Source organism: Paracoccus acridae (assembly GCF_014642735.1).
GTDB classification, from domain to species: domain Bacteria; phylum Pseudomonadota; class Alphaproteobacteria; order Rhodobacterales; family Rhodobacteraceae; genus Paracoccus; species Paracoccus acridae.
The window spans coordinates 97,366-120,038 of sequence record NZ_BMIV01000005.1; the positions used below are offsets into that span (position 1 = coordinate 97,366).

Annotated in this window: 22 protein-coding genes and 1 tRNA gene; 10 read left to right on the forward strand and 13 right to left on the reverse strand. The window is 67.0% G+C overall.

Going from position 1 to position 22,673, the window contains the following annotated elements; translation table 11 throughout:
- Position 1: 1 nt before the first annotated feature.
- The 3 genes from IEX25_RS09185 to uxaC all read right to left on the reverse strand — a co-directional run bounded on the left by IEX25_RS09185 (position 2) and on the right by uxaC (position 3,005).
- On the reverse strand, positions 2–535 hold the full coding sequence (locus IEX25_RS09185) for a TRAP transporter small permease (RefSeq protein ID WP_103172392.1): 534 nt from the start codon (positions 533–535) through the stop codon (positions 2–4).
- Between the two features lie 63 nt (positions 536–598).
- Positions 599–1,582 (reverse strand): TRAP transporter substrate-binding protein, encoded by a 984-nt coding sequence (locus tag IEX25_RS09190; protein ID WP_188714847.1) that lies wholly within the window; start codon positions 1,580–1,582, stop codon positions 599–601.
- 22 nt (positions 1,583–1,604) lie between these two features.
- Positions 1,605–3,005, reverse strand: coding sequence for a glucuronate isomerase (gene uxaC / locus IEX25_RS09195; RefSeq protein WP_188714849.1), 1,401 nt, complete (start codon positions 3,003–3,005; stop codon positions 1,605–1,607).
- A 105-nt stretch (positions 3,006–3,110) separates the two neighbouring features.
- Between uxaC and IEX25_RS09200 the strand changes: the two genes are divergently transcribed.
- Positions 3,111–3,791, forward strand: a complete 681-nt coding sequence (locus IEX25_RS09200) for a GntR family transcriptional regulator (protein WP_229665118.1) — start codon at positions 3,111–3,113, stop codon at positions 3,789–3,791.
- Positions 3,792–3,886: 95 nt separating this feature from the next.
- On the opposite strand, the gene IEX25_RS09205 is transcribed toward IEX25_RS09200, so the two are convergent.
- The 4 genes from IEX25_RS09205 to IEX25_RS09220 form a co-directional block, all read right to left on the reverse strand.
- Positions 3,887–4,765 carry an energy transducer TonB family protein gene (locus tag IEX25_RS09205; RefSeq protein ID WP_188714850.1) on the reverse strand — a complete coding sequence of 293 codons (879 nt, stop codon included), beginning with the start codon at positions 4,763–4,765 and terminating at the stop codon, positions 3,887–3,889.
- Positions 4,762–5,241, reverse strand: a complete 480-nt coding sequence (gene exbD, locus IEX25_RS09210) for a TonB system transport protein ExbD (RefSeq protein ID WP_188714852.1) — start codon at positions 5,239–5,241, stop codon at positions 4,762–4,764. The genes IEX25_RS09205 and exbD overlap by 4 nt, the downstream gene beginning before the upstream one ends.
- 3 nt (positions 5,242–5,244) lie before the next feature.
- Positions 5,245–6,288 (reverse strand): tonB-system energizer ExbB, encoded by a 1,044-nt coding sequence (gene exbB / locus IEX25_RS09215; protein WP_188714854.1) that lies wholly within the window; start codon positions 6,286–6,288, stop codon positions 5,245–5,247.
- 155 nt (positions 6,289–6,443) lie between these two features.
- Positions 6,444–7,472: a siderophore-interacting protein gene (locus tag IEX25_RS09220; RefSeq protein WP_188714855.1), complete on the reverse strand. Its 1,029-nt coding sequence runs from the start codon at positions 7,470–7,472 to the stop codon at positions 6,444–6,446.
- Between the two features lie 150 nt (positions 7,473–7,622).
- On the opposite strand from IEX25_RS09220, the gene mobA reads away from it, so the two are divergent.
- Positions 7,623–8,225 carry a molybdenum cofactor guanylyltransferase MobA gene (gene mobA / locus IEX25_RS09225; RefSeq protein ID WP_188714857.1) on the forward strand — a complete coding sequence of 201 codons (603 nt, stop codon included), beginning with the start codon at positions 7,623–7,625 and terminating at the stop codon, positions 8,223–8,225.
- A gap of 14 nt (positions 8,226–8,239) precedes the next feature.
- Complete coding sequence (locus IEX25_RS09230) at positions 8,240–8,950, forward strand: TspO-related membrane protein (RefSeq protein WP_188714859.1); 711 nt, start codon at positions 8,240–8,242, stop codon at positions 8,948–8,950.
- Here the strand turns inward: IEX25_RS09230 and IEX25_RS09235 are convergent.
- Positions 8,929–10,440: a cryptochrome/photolyase family protein gene (locus tag IEX25_RS09235; protein ID WP_229665119.1), complete on the reverse strand. Its 1,512-nt coding sequence runs from the start codon at positions 10,438–10,440 to the stop codon at positions 8,929–8,931. The genes IEX25_RS09230 and IEX25_RS09235 overlap by 22 nt on opposite strands.
- Here IEX25_RS09235 and cobA point away from each other — a divergent pair.
- Positions 10,434–11,162, forward strand: coding sequence for a uroporphyrinogen-III C-methyltransferase (cobA, locus tag IEX25_RS09240; protein ID WP_103172382.1), 729 nt, complete (start codon positions 10,434–10,436; stop codon positions 11,160–11,162). The genes IEX25_RS09235 and cobA overlap by 7 nt on opposite strands.
- 111 nt (positions 11,163–11,273) lie before the next feature.
- A complete protein-coding gene (locus IEX25_RS09245; protein WP_229665120.1) occupies positions 11,274–14,777 on the forward strand; it encodes a M10 family metallopeptidase C-terminal domain-containing protein in 3,504 nt (1,167 codons plus the stop codon).
- Positions 14,778–14,779: 2 nt separating this feature from the next.
- Here the strand turns inward: IEX25_RS09245 and queG are convergent, their stop codons facing one another.
- The 4 genes from queG to IEX25_RS09265 all read right to left on the reverse strand — a co-directional run bounded on the left by queG (position 14,780) and on the right by IEX25_RS09265 (position 17,890).
- Positions 14,780–15,802, reverse strand: coding sequence for a tRNA epoxyqueuosine(34) reductase QueG (gene queG / locus IEX25_RS09250; protein ID WP_188714861.1), 1,023 nt, complete (start codon positions 15,800–15,802; stop codon positions 14,780–14,782).
- 46 nt (positions 15,803–15,848) lie between these two features.
- Positions 15,849–16,535, reverse strand: a complete 687-nt coding sequence (fzlA, locus tag IEX25_RS09255; RefSeq protein ID WP_188714863.1) for an FtsZ-binding protein FzlA — start codon at positions 16,533–16,535, stop codon at positions 15,849–15,851.
- 81 nt (positions 16,536–16,616) lie between these two features.
- Entirely contained in the window at positions 16,617–17,324 is a 708-nt protein-coding gene (mtgA, locus tag IEX25_RS09260; protein ID WP_103172482.1) for a monofunctional biosynthetic peptidoglycan transglycosylase, read from the reverse strand.
- 32 nt (positions 17,325–17,356) lie between these two features.
- Positions 17,357–17,890, reverse strand: a complete 534-nt coding sequence (locus tag IEX25_RS09265; protein WP_103172379.1) for a DUF1269 domain-containing protein — start codon at positions 17,888–17,890, stop codon at positions 17,357–17,359.
- Positions 17,891–18,036: 146 nt separating this feature from the next.
- On the opposite strand from IEX25_RS09265, the gene IEX25_RS09270 reads away from it, so the two are divergent.
- On the forward strand, positions 18,037–18,345 hold the full coding sequence (locus tag IEX25_RS09270; RefSeq protein ID WP_188714865.1) for a hypothetical protein: 309 nt from the start codon (positions 18,037–18,039) through the stop codon (positions 18,343–18,345).
- Positions 18,346–18,431: 86 nt separating this feature from the next.
- Complete coding sequence (locus IEX25_RS09275) at positions 18,432–18,881, forward strand: DoxX family protein (RefSeq protein WP_188714866.1); 450 nt, start codon at positions 18,432–18,434, stop codon at positions 18,879–18,881.
- Between the two features lie 90 nt (positions 18,882–18,971).
- Here IEX25_RS09275 and IEX25_RS09280 read toward each other — a convergent pair.
- Positions 18,972–19,056, reverse strand: a tRNA-Leu gene (locus tag IEX25_RS09280).
- A 174-nt stretch (positions 19,057–19,230) separates the two neighbouring features.
- On the opposite strand from IEX25_RS09280, the gene IEX25_RS09285 reads away from it, so the two are divergent.
- From IEX25_RS09285 to IEX25_RS09295, 3 genes are all read left to right on the forward strand, one after another.
- Positions 19,231–20,217, forward strand: a complete 987-nt coding sequence (locus IEX25_RS09285; RefSeq protein WP_188714868.1) for a complex I NDUFA9 subunit family protein — start codon at positions 19,231–19,233, stop codon at positions 20,215–20,217.
- On the forward strand, positions 20,217–21,020 hold the full coding sequence (locus IEX25_RS09290) for an undecaprenyl-diphosphate phosphatase (RefSeq protein ID WP_370463851.1): 804 nt from the start codon (positions 20,217–20,219) through the stop codon (positions 21,018–21,020). Before IEX25_RS09285 ends, IEX25_RS09290 begins: the two co-directional genes overlap by 1 nt.
- Positions 21,021–21,172: 152 nt before the next feature.
- Complete coding sequence (locus tag IEX25_RS09295; RefSeq protein ID WP_103172374.1) at positions 21,173–22,669, forward strand: NAD(P)-dependent oxidoreductase; 1,497 nt, start codon at positions 21,173–21,175, stop codon at positions 22,667–22,669.
- Positions 22,670–22,673 lie beyond the last annotated feature (4 nt).

Consider the following 22,673-nt stretch of genomic DNA (forward strand, 5'->3'; position numbering starts at 1 on the left):
GTCAGGCCTCGGTCATCAGGATGTCTTCGGCATCGGGTTCGGCCTCGACCCTGCGGCCCGACAGGCGGTTCAGCAGGTGTTCCAGCACGAACAGCGTCATCAGGACGCCACCGGCGAACAGCGGCATATAGGCAAATCCGCCCGGCAGCCGGATGACCGGCAGGGTCGAATCCCAGGTCCGGGCCATCAATTCCCAGCCATAGACCACCATGGCGATGCTGAAGGCCAGCACGGCCAGGTCGGACAGCGCCTTGAGCCAGGTCCCGGCACTGTCGGGCAGGAAGAACAGCAGCACGTCGAAGCCCATGTGGAAGCTTTCATGGACGCCCACGGCCGATCCCAGGAAGATGAACCAGCTCATCAGCAGGATCGCCACGGGTTCGACCCACAACAGGCTGTCGTTCATGACATAGCGCATGAAGACCTGCGCGAAGACGATGATGGTCATCGCCACAAGCCCCGTTCCCGCCAGCCACAGGCTGATCCGGGAAAGCAGGGAATTGAGGCGTGACAGCGCGGCGATGCTGCCTTGCATGGCGTCACCCTTGGATTGCGTGAAGGAAAAAGGCTCGCGACCGGGGGGCCGCGAGCCGAGACGTCACTTGGTTTCCTGGATGCGCTTGACCAGGTCCTGCGCCTCGGGGGTGGTCACGTATTTTTCGTAGACCGGGGCCATCGCCTCGATGAAGGCGGTCTTGTCCACGTCCTTGATGACCTCGGCGCCGGCAGCCACGACCTTTTCCTCGCTGGCCTTTTCCTGTTCGGCCCACAACTGGCGCTGCAACGTGGCCGAGTTCCTGGCGGCGGTGCGCAGGATTTCCTGATCCTCCGGCGAAAGCTTGTCCCAGCTGATCTTCGAAATCGCCACCAGTTCCGGCACCATCAGGTGCTGGTCCAGCGTGAAGTATTTCGCGACCTCGGCATGGCCGGAACTGTCATAGGAAGGGAAGTTGTTTTCCGCCCCGTCGATCACGCCGGTCTGGATGGACGAATAAACCTCGCCGTAAGGCATCGGCGTGGCATTGGCGCCAAGCGCGGCCATCATGTCCACGAAGACGTCGTTCTGCATGACGCGGAACTTCATGCCCTTCAGGTCCTCGACCGACTGGATCGGCTTCTGCGAGTTATAGAAGTTGCGCGCGCCGCCATCGTAATAGGCCAGCGCGATCAGGTCCTTTTCGGCAAAGTCCTCGGCGATTTCCTCGCCGATGGGGCCGTCCATGACGGCGTGCTGATGGTCGGGCGAGGTGAACAGATAGGGCAGCGACATCAACTGCGTGACGGGCACGATGTCGTTGAACGATCCGAAGGACGCGCGCACCATGTCGATGACGCCGAACTGGGTCTGCTCGATCGTGTCCTTTTCCTCGCCCAACTGGGACGAGGGGAAGACCTCGATGCAGATGCGGCCTTCGGTCTTTTCCTTGACCTCGGCAGCCATGGCCTTGACGCCTTCGACGGTCGGATAGCCGTCGGGATGGGTGTCGGACGACCGCAGCGTGATCTCGCATTCCGCGCTTGCGGCACCGGCAAGCGCGGCCGAGGCAAGCAGGGCGGCAAGGGTGGTGGTGACGAACTTCATGGTATCCTCCCGTTGGTGAAGCTCAGAGTTTGTAGGCCTTCTTGGCGAGGCCGTAGGTCAGATCCTGTGCCAGTTCGGGCGCTTCGTCCTGATGGAGGCGTCCGCTGGCGACAAGGGTGGCAAGAAAGGCGCAATCCACGCGGCGCGCGACATCGTGGCGCGCGGGGATCGAACAGAAGGCGCGGGTGTCGTCGTTGAAGCCCACGGTGTTGTAGAAGCCTGCGGTTTCCGTCGTCATCTGGCGGAACCGCATCATCCCTTCGGGGCTGTCGTGGAACCACCAGGGCGGTCCAAGCCGCAGGCAGGGATAGACCCCCGCCAGGGGCGCTAGTTCGCGCGAATAGGCGGTCTCGTCCAGGGTGAACAGGATCACCGTCAGGTCGGGACGCATTCCCACCGCGTTCAGCAGCGGGCGCAGGGCCGCGACGTAATCGGTGCGGCCGGGAATGTCGAAGCCCTTGTCGCGGCCATGGACGGCCATCACCGGGTCCGAATGGTTGCGCCGCGCGCCGGGATGGATTTGCAGGACCAAGCCGTCTTCCAGGCTCATCCGCGCCATTTCGGTCAGCATATGGCCGCGGAAGGCGTCGGCTTCCTCGGGGGTGCATTGGCCCCGCAGGGCCTTCCCGAACAGCGCCGCCGCGTCGGCTTGGGACAGATCCTCGGTCCGCGCGGTGGCATGGCCGTGGTCGCTGGACGTGGCGCCATGGTCCTTGAAGAACGACCGCCGCGCCCGGTGCGCGTCCAGGTATCCGTCCCAGGTCGCGGTGTCGAAGCCGGTCTGCTGGCCCAGCAACGCCACATTGTCGGCAAAGCCCGCCATTTCGGGGTCCACCACGCCGTCGGGGCGATAGGCGGTGACGACCCGGCCGGTCCAGCCCGATTCGCGGAGCATCCGATGCCAGCGCAGGTCGTCGGTCGCGGCCTCGGTCGTCGCGATGACTTCGATGTTGAAGCGTTCGAACAGCGCGCGGGGACGGAATTCGGGGCGGGTCAGGCAATCGGCGATGTGATCGTAATACCAGTCCGCCGTTTCCGCCGACAGGCGGCGGTCGATGCCGAAGACATGGTGAAAGCTGTGATCCAGCCACATCCGCGACGGCGTGCCGCGCAGCAGGTGATAGTTTTGCGCAAACAGCCGCCAGATCTTGCGCCCGTCGGTCTCGGTCGGGCCGCCATCGACACGCGGCACGCCAAGATCGCTCAAGGATATGCCCTGGCTGCACAGCATCCGGAAGACGTAATGGTCGGGCGTGACGAACAGTTGCGCGGGATCGGGGAAGGGCTGGTTTTCGGCGAACCAGCGGGGGTCGGTATGGCCATGGGGGCTGACGATCGGCAGGTCGCGGATTTGCGCATAAAGATCGCGCGCCAGATCGCGGGCGCGTCCTTCCAGGGGAAACAGCCGATCTTCATCCAGCAAGCTTTTCTCCTCCCACGAGTCATGCTTGTTTTCTATGTCATAAACTAATATGCTAGTTTTCAAGAATGGTCAATCGGGTGCATCATGTTGACGGCGTCCCTCTCGATGAAAGATTTTCCGCCGCTGGACAGCGGACGGGGGCCGACCGTCACCGACCAGATCTTCGGCCTGCTTTACGACCGTGTGGTGAACCTGACCCTGCCCCCCGGCGCCAAGCTGTCCGAAATCGAGGTGGCGGCGCAGATGGGCGTTTCGCGCCAGCCGGTCCGCGATGCCTTTTATCGCCTGTCGCAACTGGGCTTCATCCAGATCCGCCCGCAGCGCGCGACCACCGTGACACCGATTTCGGAAGAAGCGGTCCTGCAGGCCTATTTTATCCGTACCGCGCTGGAGGAATCCTGCATCCGCGTTGCGACCGAACGCCTGACGGACGACCATTTCGACGCCCTGGCGCATCTTCTGGATCTTCAGGCCAGGGAAATCGAGGCGGGCAACCGCACCGGCTTCCACGCGCTTGACGATCAGTTCCACCACGACATCTGCGCCTATGCCGGGCTTGAATTCGTCTGGACGCTGGTAAAGGAAAACAAGGGCCACATGGACCGGGCGCGCTATCTGTCGCTGTCCTATGGCGCCGATACGGCCTTTGCCGAACACGGCCAGATCCTCGACGCATTGCGCCGCCGCGACGCAGGGGCGGCCGTGGCAGCCATCCGGCAGCATCTCAGCCGGATCGAGGGGATCATCGCCCGCCTGCGCGTGGACCAGCCGCAGGTTTTCGGCTGAAAGGCCTGTCTTTGCCTTGGTTCAAGTATCCTCGGGGGGTCCGGGGGGCGAAGCGCCCCCGGCCTGCGCCTGCCGCAAGGCGGCGGGCCATGCTGTCAGCGAACCTGGATATTGATCGGCAACACGAAGCCATAGGTGGCGTCCGTCAGTTCGGCCGGCGCACGAGGACAGCGCCCGGCGCGTTGCGCGGCCCGGACAGCCGCCTCATCCAGCGCCGATATTCCCGAGGATCCGGCGATGCCCACCCCCTGGATGGTCCCGCTGCGCGACACCGACAGGTTCAGTTCCACCCGGCCGCCTTCGCGGACCCCGCGCGGGGCCGAGGCCCGGCGGCTGATGCAGGACCGGATCTGGCCGCCCCATTGCGACATCAGGCTGGCCTTCTGCTGCGGGCTGGGACCAGCGGCCCCGGCGCCGCCCGCGCCTTGCTCGGCGCGCCGCGCTTGCTGCTGTTGCGGCGCAGCCTGTTCCTGGCGCGGTTCCGCCTGACGCTGTTGTTCCGGCTTGCGGCGTTCTTCGCGGCGGGGTTCGGCCTGGCGCTGCGGTTCCGGCTGGCGTTCCGGGCGCCGCTGCGGGCGGGCGGAACTGTTCAGCACCACCTCGGGCGGGGTTTCCAGTTCGGGCGGTGCGGGCGGGAACAGCTCGGCCATGTCATCCAGCGGTTCCAGTTCCGGCAAGGGCGGCAGATCCAGCGGCTCGGCCACTTCCTCAGGCTCTGGCTCAGGCTCCGGTTCCGCTTCGGGCTGGGGTTCCGGCTCGACCGCCTCCTCGGCGGCGGGCGGGGTCGGCTCTGCGATGTCCTCGGCCGGGGCCAGATCGACGAAGACCGCTTCGGGCAGGCCGGGGGGCGGGGCCGCAGCCTCGGCCTCCTGCATGATCCACAGCGCCCCGCCCAGATGCAGCGCCAGCACCAGGACCGAGGCGCCGCCCCACAGCGCCCCTTCGCGGATCATCGTGGTGGCGCGCCTGCTCATTGCGCGGCTTCCGGGGCAGCCGCAGATGCGGGGTCGGTTGGTGCGGGCGGCACGGCGCCCGAGGTGGATTCAAGCCCCACAAGCGCGATCTTCAGATAGCCCGTGCCGCGCAGGGTGTTCATCACCTCCATCAGGTCGCCATAGGCAACCTCGCGGTCGGCGCGCAGGAAGATGCGCTGTTCACGGTCGCCTTCGGTCGCCTCGGCAAGCGCAGCCGCCAGGCCGCCCGGCGCGATGTCGGTGTTGTCCAAGGCCAGCGTCAGGTCCGGCTTGACGGTCACATAGACCGGCTGGTCGGGACGCTGGGCGGGCGTGGCATTCGACACCGGCAGATCGACGTTCACATCGACCGTCGCAAGCGGCGCCGCGACCATGAAGATGATCAGCAGGACCAGCATCACGTCGATGAAGGGGGTGACGTTGATCTCGTGGTTCTCGACCAGATCGTCGCCGCTGTCGCGAATTCCGCCCGCCATGACCTATTCCCCCGGTGCGGTGGCGGCGGCGATGCCGCGAAAGTCCAGATCGCGGCTGACCAGCTGGCGCACGCCCGCCGCCGCATTCGCCAGCCGCAGGCGATAGCCGGTGATGCCGCGTGCGAAGACGTTATAGATCACAACGGCGGGGATGGCCGCAACCAGGCCGATGGCCGTGGCCAGCAGCGCCTCGGCAATGCCGGGGGCCACGACGGCCAGGTTGGTGGTCTGGCTTTCGGAAATCCCGATGAAGCTGTTCATGATCCCCCAGACGGTGCCGAACAGGCCCACGAAGGGGGCGGTCGATCCGATGGTGGCCAGGATGCCGGTGCCCCTGCCCATGCGGCGGCCCGCGACGGCCTCGATCCGGTCCAGTTCCGATTCGACGCGTTCCTTGACGCCGTGGTCCCCCGCCACGTCCAGGGCAGGCTTGGACCGGCGGTATTCCTCGGCCGCGCTGCGGATCATGCGGGACACGGCGTCGCGGCGGCTGCCGCTGGCGGCCACGGCGGCGTCCAGGCTGGCGGCCTGCTGGATGCGGCGGATGCCCTTTTGCGCGGTGGCGCTGGCGCCCCACAGTTCCAGGGCCTTGACCACCAGCACCGTCCAGGTGACGACCGATGCGAAGGCCAGCCCGATCATCACCGCCTTGACCACGATGTCGGCGGCCCAGAACATCCCCATCGGCGACAGGTCGTGGGGCAGGTTCGGATCGCGCGCCGGGGGCGTCAGGATCGGCGCCAGGGCGTCCTGCACCGGCTGGGGCAGGAAATCGGCAACCGGTTCGGGTTCGGGTTCGGGCGAGGCCGGGATTGCGGCAGGATCCGCAACCGGGGCTGTTGCAGGCGCAGGATCGGCAGGCTGCGCGGATGTGGCCGGGGCGGCCGCCGCAGGCGATTGCGTCTGTTGCGCCTCAAGGGCGGGGGCCGGAACGGGGGCCGGCGCCTGGCCCGGCGCGGCATCCTGCGCATGGACCATGCTTGCCATCACGCAGGCCAGCGACAAGGCAATGGGTGCACCCAGACGGGACAAGGGCAGATGGGGCATGGCGTTCCTTGGCTTCTTGTTCCGCCGGGGCGGGTCATCGCGGTCGCTGCGGGGATGCGAAACGGCGCAAAGGGCCATCGCTCGGGCCGCAGGTTTTGCAGCATATCGAGCAGCCATGTAAAATTGTCAACTATTCTCGTGGCAGGTTTGCCGCTTCACGCGCTCCAATAGGCGGCAAGATGGGCCGTCGCCTTGTCGATGCCCAGGTCGCCCAGGATCGCGGATTTCAGGGGTTCCAGCCGCGACCGTTCGGTGGCCAGCCAGATCCGCCGGGCGTCGGTGCCGTCCCGGCGCAGCCGTTCAGCCAATGCGGCCTCGCCGCCGGGGGTGTGGATCACGCGGATGCCGGGATGACGGGGCAGGGGATAATCCGCCCGGGCACCGAACAGGTGGCATTCGCCCCCCGCATCGTCGGCGGCGGCTTCCAGGTGACGGGCCAGGGCGGGATAGGCGGTCTCATCCCCGCCGATCAGCATGCTGCGGGCTTGCGCGATGCCGCCGCCGCCCGGACCAGACAGACCCACCAGCGTTCCCGGTGCGGCCTGGGCCGCGAAATCGCAGGCCCGCCCGCCGTCATGGATGAAGATGTCGGTGTCCAGCCAGCCCGCGTCCGGGTCGATATGGCGCACCGTATAGGCGGGCCGGTGCAGCGTGGCCGCGCCCTTGGGCCAGACCGTCCGGCCCTCATTCCCGATCATCGGCCAGACGGGCAGGGTCGTTCCTTCAGGTTGCAGCACCAGTCGGAAATGGATCAGGTCGTGGGACAAACGGTCCAAGTCGCCGCCTTCCAGCCGCAGGCGCAGGAAATCGGTCGCGATGCGGGTGACGCTTGACACCCGCGCCAGGCTGAAATTCGGCGGATGCGCGCCCGGACGATCCAGCGAGGACCAGGCCGGTCGCAGGCCCGGCAGATGCCCGCCCAGGCGGTGCGTCACCGCCTCGCGCAGGTCGTGCAGCCGGTCGCGGGCATGGGCGCGGACATAAAGGATGCTGCCGGTCGGTCCCATCTTCGCGCCGAATTCGCCCCCATCGGGCAGCTTGCACCAGGTGGACCGGCCATGCCCGTCGTGCAGATCCAGCCCGTGTTCCGCAGCCTCGGCCCGGATCAGGGCGTCGAGCGTGGCAAAGGGCAGGTCGGGCAGGCTGGCCTGGGTCTGATAGGGGGGCAGGGGGTCATGTCTCATGAACAGGGTCCGGTCCTGGCCAGGCATCCTGCACCGGCTAGTGTCGCCGGCCCATCCTGTCAAGAAAGCCGCATCCGCTGATGGGGATGTGTTCGGGTCCTTGGACGCCCCGATCTTGCCATGCGCGTTCATCGGGGCCACAACCGCCCCATGACCCATCCCGCCATCATCCTTGCCGGAGGCCGCGCGACCCGCATGGGCGGCGGCGACAAATGCCTTCTGGATCTGGGCGGCAGGCCCATGCTGGCGCGGATCATCGACCGGCTGGCCCTGCAATGCGCGCCGCTGGCGCTGAATGCGAATGGCGATGCGGCGCGGTTCGCCGGTTTCGGGCTGCCTGTCCTGCCCGACAGCCTGCCCGATCTTCCGGGGCCGCTGGCCGGGATCCTGGCGGGCATGGACTGGGCTGCGGGACTTGGCGCGGATGCGGTGATCAGCGTGGCGGGCGATACGCCCTTCTTTCCGCGCGACCTTGCCGCGCGCCTTGCCGCGCAGGGGGGCGGCGTCGTCCTGGCCGCCGGCCGGGATGAGGAGGGGCGGGTCGTGGATCATCCGACCTTCGGCCTGTGGCCGGTGGGGCTGCGGGATGCGTTGCGCGGCTTTCTTTTGCAGGGAAAACGGCGGGTGCGGGGCTTTGCCGCGGAACAGGGCGCGGCGGCGGTTGTCTGGGACGCATCGCCCGACCCTTTCTTCAACATCAACACGCCCGAGGATCTGGACCGCGCCCGCCAGGCGTTGGGGCAGCAAACGTGACCAAGGAAAATCCCATGCGCAACCTGCTTTCGATCCTTGTCCTGCTGGCGGCCGTCGCCTTTGCCGTCTCGCCCATGCTGTCCAACGGATTCGGCGGCTATCGTCCCGACCAGTTTCCGATTCCGCAGGTCGATCCGCCCGTCCAGCCAGCGGGCTGGGCCTTTTCGATCTGGGGGCTGATCTTTGCCTGGCTGGTCGCGGGGTCCGCCTTCGGGGCCTGGAGGCGGCCGGCCGATCCCGACTGGCGACCGATGCGGCCTGCGCTGCTGGTCAGCATGGGACTGGGGATCTTCTGGATCGAGACGGCGCACAACACCGCCATCGGCGCGACCGTGCTGATCGTGGCGATGCTGGTGCCTGCGCTGATCGCCTTTCTGCGCGCCGGACGGACGGATCCGGTCTGGCAGGTGCGGCCGGTGGCGCTGTATGCGGGCTGGCTGACGGCGGCCACGGGGGCGTCCTTCGGGCTTGTCCTGGGGGGATACGGGATCCTGTCGGAACAAGCGGCCGCGATCCTGTGCCTGCTGGCGGTGACCGGCGTGGCCCTGGCCGTGCAGACGGCGCGTCCGGGTGAATGGGCCTATCCGGCGGGCGTTGCCTGGGCCCTGATCGGCATTCTTGCCGCGAACCTGACGCCCGCCAATCCGGTCGTCATGGTGCTGGCGGGGCTTGCGGCCGCCGTGCTGATCTGGCGCGCGGCCGCCTATCGCCGGAAACGGGCATAGGCATCCAGGGCGCGCTGCCTGCCCCGGTCCAGGTCGATCAGCGGCGCGGGATGGTGATCCAGCACCCAGGACCGGGGCGCCGCCGCCGCGAAATCGGCCGCGCCTTGGGCCCCGGGCTTCAGCCAGTGATCGCGATAGCGGTGCTTGCCGTCGAATTTCGCGGCCTGGGTATCAGGATTGAACACCCGGAAATAGGGCGAGGCATCCGGCCCGCAGCCTGCCACCCATTGCCAGTTCATCGCGTTGCTGGCCGCGTCCCAGTCGGTCAGGCAACGCGCGAACCAGTCCAGCCCGACCCGCCAGTCGATCATCAGGTGCTTGACCAGATAGCTGGCCGCGATCATCCGCACCCGGTTGTGCATCCGGCCGGTCGCGAACATCTCTCGCATTCCCGCATCGACAAGGGCAACGCCGGTGCGGCCCTGCCGCCAGGCCTCGGCCTCTGGGCCATCGCCGGAACACGGAAAATCATTCCATTCCGATTTCCAGCAGGTCCGGCCCATGTTGGGCGTGGCGTCGAACAGATCGCGGGCGAAGTCCCGCCAGGCCAGTTCGCGCAGGAAATCCTCGACCCCGCCGATGCCGTGGGCCTGGGCGTTCATGGCCCTGTGCCACAGCCGCCGCGCGCTGATTTCCCCTACCGCCAGTGCATCCGACAGGCCCGAGGTCGCGTCGCTGTCCGACGGAGTGTCGCGGCGTGTGCCATAGCGGGCGTCCAGCCTGTCCAGAAAGGCGTCCAGCCGGTCATGGGCCGCGCTTTCCCCGGCCTGGACATGGCGCGCCACCACGTCCCAGCCCCGGTTCATCGCTGCGCGTGCCTCGGGCCAATCCAGGCCGTCGCTGGCAGGCCAGGACATGGGCAGGGACAGGCGCGGCGCGGGCAGGGGATCGGCGATCGACCCCTTGCGCAGGGCGCGCCAGAAGGGCGTGAAGACCTTGAAGCGGGTGCCGGTGCCGGTCAGCACGCTGCCGCGCGGGATCAGGTCGGCCGGCGGATGCAGATGCAGCCTGGCCCCCGCCCCTTCCACCGCCGCCGCCAGGCCGTCATCCGTGGCGAAGGGCAAACCCTGCGTCGCATGGACCGCCCGCGCGCCGCTGTCGCGGATCATCGCAGACAGCACCGCGTCGGGGTCGCCGCGCCGGACGATCAAGCGGCTGCCCTGGCGGCGCAGGGCCGCGTCCAGATCGGGCAGCGCCATCGCCTGTCGCTGGGCCGATGCCGGATGGGCGCGCGCTTCGGCCGGATCCAGGATGACCAGCGGAATCACCGGCCCGCCTTCGGCGGCGGCGACAAGCGCGGGGTGGTCGTCCAGCCGCAGCACGCGGCGAAACCAGCATATGACGGTCATTGCTTCCCTCTTGTTCACTTCGCGGATCCCTAGGCAGGACCGGTCAAAGTTGACCGTCCCGGCATTGTCTGCCGCGACTTGGGTGGTATAGCTGGAAATCCCCGGCCGAAAGCTGTCCCTTGCCCGATCCATCCATGCCATCAACCGGTTTCGTGTCGCTTGTCTCTGCCGGGCCGGGCGACCCGGAACTGTTGACGCTGAAGGCGGTGGACCGCCTGGCGCGGGCCGAGGTGGTGCTTTACGACGATCTGGCATCCGGCCCGGTCCTGGACCATGCCAATCCCGACGCCATGCTGATCGCGGTCGGCAAGCGGGCGGGCCGCCCGTCGGCGCGGCAGGATCACGTCAATGCGCTGCTGGTCGAACATGCCCTGGCGGGGCGCCGGGTCGTGCGGCTGAAATCGGGCGATTCGGGCATCTTCGGGCGGCTGGAGGAGGAACTGGCGGCCCTGACCGGGGCCGGCATCGCCTTCGAGATCGTGCCCGGCGTCACGTCGGCCAGTGCTGCTGCTGCGGCGGCGGGGATCCCCCTGACCCGGCGGCTGACGGCGCGGCGGGTGCAGTTCATCACCGGCGCCGATGTGACGGGCCACCTGCCCGAGGACATCAACTGGGCAGCCATCGCCGATCCGGCGGTCACGACCGTGGTCTTCATGGGCCAGCGAAGCTTTCCCGACCTTGCGGCGGGGCTGCGTGCCCATGGCCTGCCAGGCGATACGCCCGCCCTGTTCGCGGAATCCGTGGGCCACCCGCACCAGCGTCTGATCCGCACCACGGTCGATGATCTGGCGACGATGATGAAGACCGCCTCGGTGTCACAACCGGGCTTGATCATCTATGGTCCTTTGGCTTTTTATACCTAAAGATTTCATCAATCTGCCGGAACAATCCGATTGTTCGGAAGGGGTCGGTTAGGGTTCTGTTAGCGTATTGCCCAGTGCGGGCCGGCTGCAAATGCGCATTGAACGGACCAGATGATTTCTTGGCAGCACATCGTCACATATGGCACCGCGCAACCGCGCTGGCTGTCGAATGTTGCCGATCTGGCCCTGGCTCCTGTTGACGGCAAATGGATGCTGTTCGCCGTGAATGCGAAGGGCGGGGTCAGCACCTATCGAATCAGCGACCCCCTGGCACCCCTGGAACGCGGCCCGGCAGAAGCCTTTCCGTTGAACTTTACCTATCACGCGGAACCCTTCCTGGCCGTCCTGGGCAAGGACGGCGGCGGCGATCTGCTGGTTGGAGGGATGTCGGGCGCGGGCGTGGCCGGGTTGTCCTTCGACGGCAAGGGCAGGCTTGGCGACATCGCGCAGCTTTTCCCGGCAGACCGGATTGGCGCGCAGCTTTCCGCCAGCGGCGGCATGACCAGCGACCAGGGACGGTTCCTGTTCTCGGCCCGTCACGACCGGCTTGCGATCGAGACGAGCCGGATCGGACCCGATGGCGCCCTTGTGCCGGTGTCGTCGGTCGAACTGCCCCCTCCGGCGGGCGTGGCCGAGGCGTCGCTGGACAAGATCATCATGGTGACGGTGGACGGGCAGCGCCTGCTGGTCGCGATCTCGGGCCTGGGCAATTTCATCTCGACCCACGCGCTTGGCGCGGACGGCGCCCTGGGCCAGGGGGCGGTCCATGTCGCCGAGGCTGGACTGGGCTATTATGTCCCCTCGGACATTGCCGCGATCGAGCTTGGGGGCAGAAGCTTCGTGGTGGTGGCGGGGGCCACGTCGTCGTCCCTGTCGGTGTTCCGGCTGGACAAGACGGGGGCGCTGACGGCGGTCGATCACATCGTCGATGAACTGACGACCCGGTTCCAGTCCGTGACGGCCCTTGCCACGGCGGTCGTCGATGGGCGCGGCTATGTGATCGCGGGCGGCGCGGACGGCGGCATCAGCATCTTCACGCTGCTGCCCGACGGCAGGATGATGCATCTGCAAACCGTTGCCGACAGCGCCGACATGACCCTTGCGCGTGTCAGTGCCATCGAGGCGACCGTGATCGGGGGCAGGATCGTGCTGCTTGTCACCTCGGACGGGGAAACCGGTGTGACCCAGCTTGCCATCGGCCCCGGCGCCCTCGGCCGGACGGGCGCGGCGGGCGCAGGGACGGTCGCGGGAACGGCACGCGACGATCTGCTGCTGGCGACTGCCGCCACGACGCATCTGCAGGGCGGCGAGGGGGACGACATCCTTGTCACCGCCAAGTCCAACATCACCCTGACGGGCGGGGCGGGGGCCGATGTCTTCGTGATCGACCGCTTTGCCGGCCGGGTGATCATCACCGACTATGAGGCGGGCACGGATCGGCTGGACCTGTCCTTGCTGGGCATGATCCGCAGCACCTGGCAGCTGAACTTCATTCCCCAACCCTGGGGGATGCGGATCATCTATGGCAATTCCATCCTGGAAATCCGCACCCGGTCGGGCAATCCCCTGACCCCCGGCGATTTCGACAACGGGATGTTCCCCATCGCCCATTACGGCCTGCCCGCGCTGGATCCGGTCAAGATCGTGACGCCGCCCACGACCGTCGGCAAGTGGGTCTTCGGCAATGCCGCCTCGGACAGCCTGCTGGGGGCAGGGGGCAACGACGTGATCCAGGCCGGTGCAGGCAACGACACCGTCTCGGCCGGGGCAGGGAACGACACAGTCCATGGGCAGGCGGGCGACGACCTGCTGCGCGGCGGCAGCGGCGCGGATCTTCTGCTGGGGCAGGGCGGCAACGACACGCTGTTCGGCGACGACGGAAACGACAGCCTGATGGGCCATGAGGGCAATGACCTGATCCATGGTGGCCTTGGCCATGACACCCTGCGCGGCGGCATCGGCAACGACCGCCTGTATGGCGGTTCCGGCGCCGACCGCCTGTTCGGAGAGGCGGGCGACGATACCCTGTCAGGCGAAAACGACAACGACTACCTCGAGGATTTGCTGGGCAACAACCACCTTCTGGGCGGCGCCGGCCATGACACGCTGATCGGCGGGTCCGGCCTGGACAGCCTGTGGGGGGGCGACGGCAATGACCTGCTGCGCGGCGGCGCGGGCGTGGACATGCTGAACGGCCAGACCGGCAACGACATCATGTGGGGCGGCGCGGGCGCCGACCGGATCGAGGATCTTTTCGGCAACAACCAGTTGCATGGCGAAGACGGCAACGACACGCTGATCGCGGGAGCAGGCCTCGACCTGCTGCGCGGAGGAGAGGGCAACGACGTTCTGCGGGCCGGCGCGGGCGATGACCGGCTGTTCGGCGACAACGGGAACGATCAGCTGTTCGGCGAGGCGGGGAACGATCTTCTGGACGGCGGTGCCGGCGACGACACGCTGTACGGGGGGCTGGGGAACGACCAGCTGAACGGCAATCTTGGAAATGACACGCTGCAAGGCCAGGACGGAAACGACTCGCTGACCGATCTGTCGGGCAACAACCGCCTGCTGGGGGATGCGGGCAATGACACGCTGCGCGCGGGGGCGGGGATGGACTGGCTGTCCGGGGGACCGGGCAACGATCTTCTGATGGGCGGGGCCGGCAACGACCGGCTGTATGGCGATGCGGGAAACGACCGCCTTCTGGGCGAGGCGGGCAACGACATCCTGCAGGATCTTCTGGGCAGCAACCACCTGGAAGGCGGGGCGGGCAATGACCGCCTGCAAACGGGCGCGGGGTGGGACACCCTGCTGGGCGGCATGGACAACGATCTCCTGCAGGCAGGCGCCGGCAACGACCGCCTGGACGGGGGGCCGGGCAACGACACCCTGTTCGGGGAAGCGGGAAACGACATCCTTGTGGACCTGTCGGGGCACAACCTCCTGTGGGGCGGCGACGGCAACGACGCGCTGACCGGCGGCGCGGGCAACGACGGGCTGAACGGCGAAGCAGGCAACGACACCCTTGTCGCGGGGGCGGGCAACGACACCCTGCGCGGCGGATTGGGCAATGACCGGCTGATGGGTCAGGCCGGCCATGACCGCCTGTTCGGAGAGGCGGGCAACGATTCCCTGTCGGGCGATGACGGGAGCGACACGCTTTACGGCGGTGCGGGCAACGACACGCTGCTTGGCGGAGCCGGATCGGACATGCTGTGGGGCGAGGCGGGGAATGATATCCTCAACGGCGGCGATCTGCGCGACAGCCTGTGGGGTGGCCTTGGCAACGATACCCTGATCGGCGGGGGCGGGGCCGATGTGCTTGTGGGGGGCGATGGCGCGGATGTGTTCCGCTTCGTCGCCCTGGCCGACAGCCTGCCCACGGCGCCGGATCTCATCCACGATTTTTCCGGCAATGGCGACCTGCTGGATCTGCGCGCTTTCCGGCTGGGATATATCGACGATGGCGCCTTCACCGGTGCTAAGCAGGTCCGCTGGCAGCATCTGGGCGCCGAAACCCGCGTCATGGCCGACCTGAACGGAGACGGAAAGGCGGATTTCCTGCTGCGGTTGCTGGGCCATATCGACCTTGACCGCGGCGACTTCCTGCTGTGATCTCAGGTTCCCGCCAGGCGTCCTGCTGCCCATTGGGCGGCATCGGCGACCGTGGGGTCTGGATCATCGGCCAGCCCGCACGCCACATCGGCCAGATGGGGATCGGCGGAGTTCCCGATCGCATACAGCACGTTGCGCACGAACCTGTCCCGTCCGATCCGCTTGATCGGGCTGCCTGAAAAGCGCGCCCGAAAGCCCGCGTCGTCCAGCATGGCCAGGTCCGCCAGGGGCGGGGCAGCGACAATGCCGCGATAGCGCATCTCGGACCCGGCCTGGGCGAACTTGTTCCAGGGACAGACCGCCAGGCAGTCGTCGCAGCCATAGATGCGGTTTCCCAGCAAGGGGCGCAGTTCGGGATCGACCGGACCCTTGTGTTCGATCGTCAGATAGGAAATGCAGCGCCGCGCATCCAGTTGATAGGGCGCGGGAAAGGCCCCCGTCGGACAAGCGTCCAGGCAGGCGCGGCAGGATCCGCAATGGGAAACCTCGGGCGCGTCGGGGGGCAGGGGAACGGTCGTGAAGATCGACCCCAGGAAGAACCAGCTTCCCAGGTCGCGCGACAGAAGGTTCGTGTGCTTGCCCTGCCAGCCCATCCCCGCCGCCTGCGCCAGGGGCTTTTCCATGACCGGCGCGGTATCGACGAACACCTTGATCTGTTCGCCCGGCACCTGGTCCAGCAGCCAGCGGCCAAGCTGCTTCAGGCGTTTCTTGACCAGGTCATGATAATCGCGTCCCTGGGCATAGACGCTGATCGCCGCATGGTCGCGCTGCTCAAGCACGCCCAGCGGATCATGGTCCGGCGTATAAAGTTCGGCCAGCACGATCACCGACTTCGCCTCGGGCCACAGGGCGGCCGGATTGCCCCGCCAATGGGTGCGTTCTGCCATCCAGCCCATCTGCCCGTGGCGCCCGGCATCCAGGAACTGCTGCAACCGCTCGGCCACCTGCGGCACCGCATCCGGCGTCGTGACCCGCAGCCGCGAAAACCCGACCGCCTCGGCCTCGGCCGCCAGACGCTCTTTCATTCTGGCATAAATATCCCGGGAGGTCTGGAGGGCTGGCCCTCCAGCCTTATCCGAAATCAAGCTCGGCATAATGCGGGGCCGGGTGGATGCCCGGCACCTGGTCGGCCAGGATCGACCGGAAGGCCGGGCGCGACTTGATCGTCGCATACCAGTCGCGCAGGCTTTCCGACCGGTCCCAATCCACGTCCGAGATGTAATCCAGGCAGGAAAAATGCGCCGCCGCCGTGAAATCGGCCAGCGACAGGCTGTTGCCCCCCAGCCAGCGGCGGGTTTCCAGCAGCGTCGTCAGATAGTCGATATGCTCCTTGATCGCGCGCAGCCCGTCCTTGACCACCCGGCTGTCGGGATAGCCCTGGCGGGTGACCTTCTTCCACACCCGTTCGGTCAGGATCGGGACCGTCACCTCGGTGTTGAACTTGTCGTCGAACCAGGCGCACAGGCGGCGCACCTCGTGCCGTTCCAGCGGCGTGGCGGGCATCAGCGCAGGGCTGGGAACGGCCTCGTCCAGGTATTCGATGATCGCCTGGCTTTCGGCCAGCATGTTGCCGCGATGGCGCAGCACCGGCAGCTTGCCCGCCGGGTTGCGGCGCTTCAGGTCGGGCGGGCTTTCCCAATAGCGTTCCTCGACCAGTTCGACCTCGATCCTCTTTTCGGCCAGCACCAGCCGCACCTTGCGGCAGAAGGGCGAAAGGGCGGAATGATAAAGGCGGGTGGTCTGATTATTGGTATTCATCGCCTGCTTCGGGATCGTCTGTCATGGAATCCGGCCTTGATAAGCCTGCGGCGGCCATGTTTCAACCGGAAGGCGCAGCCCTTACAGGCAATCGGCCCGTCCGTCGCGCGCAATCGTCGCCGCCCCGTCCGCGATCGCGCGGGACCGGGCCGATGCCCGGTTCGGATTGCGGGACTTCGGCGCCGGCAGGACGGCCGCCAGCCGGGCGGCCTGGACCGGCGTCAGCCGGTCGGGGGTGGTGCCGAAATATTCCCGCGCCGCGGCCTCGATCCCGAAGATGCCGGGGCCGAATTCTGCGACGTTCAGATAGACTTCCAGGATGCGGCGCTTGGACCAGAAGGCCTCGATCATCGGGGTGAAGGCGGTTTCCAGCACCTTGCGGGTCCAGCTTCGCCCCTGCCACAGGAACACGTTCTTCGCCGTCTGCTGGGTCAGCGTCGAGGCCCCCCGCGACGATCCCGAGGCCACGACCTTGCGGATCTCGGTCATGTCGAAGCCCCAGTGCAGGCAGAAATTCGCGTCCTCGGCGGCGACCACGGACCGGCGCATGACGGGGGCGATGTCGTCGATATCGACCCAGGCGCGCGGCTGCGTGCCCTCGGCCACGATGGTCCAGGTGGTCGGCGGGTTGATCAGTGCATAGAACATCACCAGCACCACCATCAGCGACAGGAACCGCAGGCCCAGCCACCGCAGCCAGATCAGCGCCCGGCGCAGCGGACGCCAGCGAAGCGCGGGTGCCGGCGCGATGTCGCTGGCAGGGGGGCTGAACAGGATGCGCAGGACCATGGCCGCCATGTCTCATGCGGCCTGGCCTTGCGTCAAGCGCCGGTGGCGGGCGGCGCGACCGGCGGAACTGGGGCGGCATTGCCCGACAGCGCGTCGCGCAGCTTGTCCTCGTCCTGCTGGGACAGGGATGTCTGCAGCACCCGTCCCCGGCGGTGGAAGGATTGCAGCCGGTCCAGCACCTTGTCGGCCGTCATCTTGCGCAGCAGGACAAAGACCGCCGATCCGCCGGGGGGCAGGGCACGGGCCGTGTTGCGCATGAAGTCGTCGTTGATGCCCACGTCGGTCAACCGCCCGGCCAGGGCGCCGGACGCCGCGCCCACCGCAGCCCCGATCAGCGGGTTCAGGAAGACCAGCCCCACCAGCGTTCCCCAGAAGCCGCCGCCCAGGGCCCCGGCGGCCGTCAGGTTCACCGCCTGGTGCAGCTTGATGTCGTCTTCCGCCGGACGGGTGACGACGACCGCGTCCTCCATCTCGATCAGATAGTCCTGCTGCATCTTCACCAGTTCGGCGCGCAGTTCGAACCCGGTGGCCTCGTCGTCGAAGGCGATGACGATCAGTTCCGACATGGTGCTTCTCCTGTCACAAGGGTTGCCTGGCAGACGATACCGGCGGCAGCGGCTTTCGGCAATGTGAACGGCAGGGGCGAAAATTGCTTGAACGGCACCGGATTGCTGCGCATATCAGGCCATCCGCAACGATCCGGCCATTCGGGATGAAAGTTCTTGCCACAGTCCTGCTGATGATGTCGCTGCTGGCGATGTCCGTCGCGGTGGCAAGCGCGGATGTCACACGATCCTCGTGCAGCGCCCAGATCCGGGCGGACGACATGTGCTATGCGGCGGCCCTGCCCGGCGGCACCGCCGAGACGGGCCAGAAGCCGGGCTTCTGCTTCATCTGCCTGGCGCCGGTCGATGGCGTCGGCGATCTGCCGCGGCCGGGAACGACGATCCATGCCGACGCTGGCCCGGCCCTTCGGGGCGATGCCCTCTGGGTGGCCCCCTGGCGACCTCCGCGCGCCTGATCCTCCGACCGCATCCATCCCGCCCTTTCCGGGCAAAGCTGTCACCCTTGCGCCGCATCGCGGCCGCAAGTTGCCGGAGATCGAAAATGACCGACTACAACACCACCAACACCCGCTTCATCATTCCCGGCCTGCAAGGCCTTTATGCCGCGCTGGCCCCCGTGACGGTGCTTTACATGCGCCTGATCGCGGGCATCGCCTTCATGGTCCATGGCTGGCCCAAGATCATGTCGCCCATGGGCGCCGTCGGCATGGTCGAGGGCCTGGGTTTCCATCCCGGCTGGTTCTGGTCGCCGCTGCTGGCCGGGACCGAGTTCTTCGGTGGCTTGCTGCTGGCCCTGGGCCTGCTGACCCGTCCCGCGGCCTTCGCGGTGTCCATCGTGCTCTGCGTGACGACCTATTTCCACTGGGTCGTCCAGGCCGAAGGGTTCGGCGGCGCCGAGAAGTCGCTGCTGTGGCTGGGGATCACGCTGTATTTCGTGGCCCATGGCGGCGGCAGGCTGTCCCTGGACCGCGCCATCGGCAAGCAGTTCTGACACCGGGCGGGGCGGGCAGGACCCGCCCCGATCACGCCAGGGCAAATGTAAAAAGCCCCCGGAAAACCGAAGTTTTCCGGGGGCTTTTTATGGTGCCCAGAAGAGGACTCGAACCTCCACGCCTTGCGGCACACGGACCTGAACCGTGCGCGTCTACCAATTCCGCCATCTGGGCCAACTGGTGTGAGGCGGGTCTCTAAAGGCAGTCGCGGGGGGCGTCAATGGGGGTCGAACAGAAATCTTGCGAAAATTCTTCCGCGTCCCGCGCCGCCTTGACCCTTGCCTTGTCGCGGGACGCGCGCGGGGGTATGGAACGCCCAGGCATCGGCATGAAGGAGGCGAGACGCCCATGGCGAAACTGGTCACGATTTTCGGCGGTTCGGGCTTTCTGGGCCGGCATGTCGCCCGGCTGATGGCCAAGCAGGGCTGGCGCGTCCGCATCGCCGTGCGCCGCCCGGACGAGGCGCTGTTCACCCGCACCTATGGATCGGTGGGCCAGGTCCAGCCGGTCTTGTGCAACATCCGCGACGATCTGTCCGTGCGCGCCGCGATGACTGGCGCCGACGCGGTGGTGAACTGCGTGAACATCCTGGCCCCCAAGGGCAAAAGCACCTTCAAGTCGGTTTTCGAGGAAGGCGCCGAACGGATCGCCCGCCTCTCGGCCGAGATGGGCGTGGCGCGGGTCGTTCATGTTTCCGGCCTTGGCGTCGATGCCGAATCGGACAGCCCCTATATCGCCGGCAAGGCGCGCGGAGAGGCGGCGGTGCTGCGCCATCGCCCCGACGCGGTGATCCTGCGCCCCTCGGTGATGTTCGGGCCGGGCGACAGCTTCTATAACCGCTTCGCCTCGATGACGCGCCTTGGGCCGATCCTTCCGGTCGTCGGCGCCAAGACGCGAATGCAGCCGGTCTTTGTCGATGACGTCGCGATGGCTGCCGTCAAGGGCGCCACGGGCGAGGCCGCGCCCGGCATCTATGAACTGGGCGGCCCAGACGTGGTGACGGTCAAGGACGTGGCGGATCAGGTCCTGCGCGCCACCATGCGCCGCCGCGGCGTGATCGGCCTGCCGTTCTGGGCCGCGAACCTGGGCGCGCGCATCCTGGGCGTTCTGCAATTCGTGACCGGGGGGCTGTTCACCAATTCCCTGCTGACCCGCGATCAAATCGCCTTGCTGCGCAAGGACAACGTGGTCGCCCCCGACGCCATGGGGTTCGAGGAACTGGGCATCCAGCCGGTCGCCGCCGAGGCGGTGATCGAGGATTATCTGTGGCGCTTCCGCCCGTCCGGGCAATATGACGCGATCAAGCAGTCGGCCAAGAACCTGCGCGCCGACTGATGGAATCGAACACGATCGTCGCCGTGGTCCTCGGGATCCTCGAGGGCCTGACCGAATTCATTCCGGTGTCCTCCACCGGGCACATCCTTCTGGCAGGCCATTTCCTAGGCTTCGATTCGCCCGCCCGCAGTTTCGAGGTGCTGATCCAGCTGGGCGCGCTGCTGGCGATCCTGGGCGTCTATTCGGCACGGATCGTCCAGATCCTGACATCGGCCCCCCGTGATCCGGCCGCCCGCCACTTCGTCATTGCGGTGCTGCTGGCCTTCCTGCCCGCCGTGGTCATCGGGCTTCTGGCCCATGGCTTCATCAAGTCGGTGCTGTTCGAGACGCCGATCCTGATCGCCGTCATGCTGATCCTGGGCGGGATCGTGCTGTTGTGGGTGGATCGCCGTGCCGATCATCCCCTCTATGACCGGGCCGAGGATCTGCCCTTGTCCGTGGCCTTCAAGATCGGCCTGTTTCAGTGCATCGCCATGATCCCCGGCGTGTCGCGATCGGGCGCCACCATCGTGGGGGCGCTGCTGCTGGGCGCGAACAAGCGCGCGGCGGCCGAGTTCTCGTTCTTCCTGGCCATGCCCACCATGCTAGGCGCCTTCACGCTGGACCTGTTCAAGAACCGCGATCTTCTGGACGCAAGCGCCCTGGGCAACATCGCCATCGGCTTCGTGGCAGCCTTCCTGACCGCCTTGATCGTGGTCCGCTGGCTGCTGGGCTATGTCTCGCAGCATGGCTATGCGCTGTTCGGCTGGTGGCGGATCATCGCGGGCTGCTTGGCACTGCTGGCAATTTCAGCAAATTGGTAAGCGATGCTGACTTAATTTATAGACCCTGAAGAAGATTTTTTGGTCTTCAGACGAGAAATATGCTTATTAGGTCAGCATGACTGACTTTTAATGGCTAGGGGCTTGGTTTACTGCGGCTGCGGAAGCTCCTGTCATTGGAAGGTCGCGCAGCCATGGCCACGCAGAAAATGCTCAAGTTCGTCTCGACCCCGCGCGAGATGCCCGAGAAACGCCCGGCCACCGAACGCAGCGAAGACTTTCACGAGATTTATCGCGAATTCGCCGATGCCAAGGCGGCGGAACAGGCCAGCCGGTGCAGCCAGTGCGGCGTGCCCTATTGCCAAAGCCATTGCCCGCTGCACAACAACATTCCCGACTGGCTGCGCCTGACCGCCGAAGGGCGTCTGGAAGAAGCCTATCGCGTCAGCCAATCGACCAACACCTTCCCGGAAATCTGCGGCCGCATCTGCCCGCAGGACCGGCTTTGCGAAGGCAATTGCGTGATCGAGCAGTCGGGCCACGGCACCGTCACCATCGGCTCGATCGAGAAATACATCACCGACACCGCCTGGGAGATGGGCTGGGTCAAGCCTGCCGCCCCCGTGATGGAACGCGCTGAAAGCGTGGGCATCATCGGCGCGGGTCCGGGCGGGTTGGCTGCGGCCGACATGCTGCGCCGCCAAGGGTTCCAGGTGACCGTCTATGACCGCTACGACCGCGCGGGCGGGCTGATGACCTATGGCATCCCCGGCTTCAAGCTGGAAAAGGACGTGGTCATGCGCCGCAACCAGTGGCTGGCGGACGGCGGCGTCGAATTCGTGCTGAACTGCAATGTGGGCGAGGATATCAGCTTCGACGCGATCCGCGGCAAGCATGACGCGGTGCTGATCGCCACGGGCGTCTACAAGACGCGCGACCTGGACATCGACAACGCCGATGCGGGCGGCGTGGTGCGGGCCATCGACTATCTGACCGCCTCCAACAAGGTCGATTTCGGCGACGAGGTGCCGGACTATGACGACGGCGAGTTGAACGCGCGGGGCAAGCGCGTGATCGTCATCGGCGGCGGCGACACCGCCATGGACTGCGTGCGCACCGCGATCCGCCAGGGCGCCTTGTCGGTCAAGTGCCTGTATCGCCGCGACCGCGCCAACATGCCGGGCAGCCAGCGAGAGGTCCAGAACGCCGAGGAAGAGGGCGTCGAGTTCGTCTGGATGTCGGCGCCCGGCAAGTTCATCGGCCATGTCGCGGGCGATTTCGCCGCGAACCAGGAAGCCGATGTCGATGGTCCGGTGCGCACCGTGATGCAGATCGCCTCGGTCGGGATCCAGAAGATGCGCCTGGGCGCGCCTGACGTGTCGGGCCGCCAGTCGCCCGAACTGATCGAGGGCGCCGATTACGACGAACCCGCCGACCTGGTCATCAAGGCCCTGGGCTTCGAACCCGAGGATCTGCCGAAACTGTGGGGCGTCGATGGGCTGGAGGTCACCCGCTGGGGCACCATCAAGGCCAATTTCCAGACGCATCAGACCAGCCTGCCCGGCGTCTTCGCCGTGGGCGACATCGTGCGCGGCGCCTCGCTGGTCGTCTGGGCGATCCGCGACGGGCGCGAGGCCGCCGAATCCATCGCCGGCTATCTGACCGGCGCGGCCCGTATCGCCGCAGAGTAGGGCC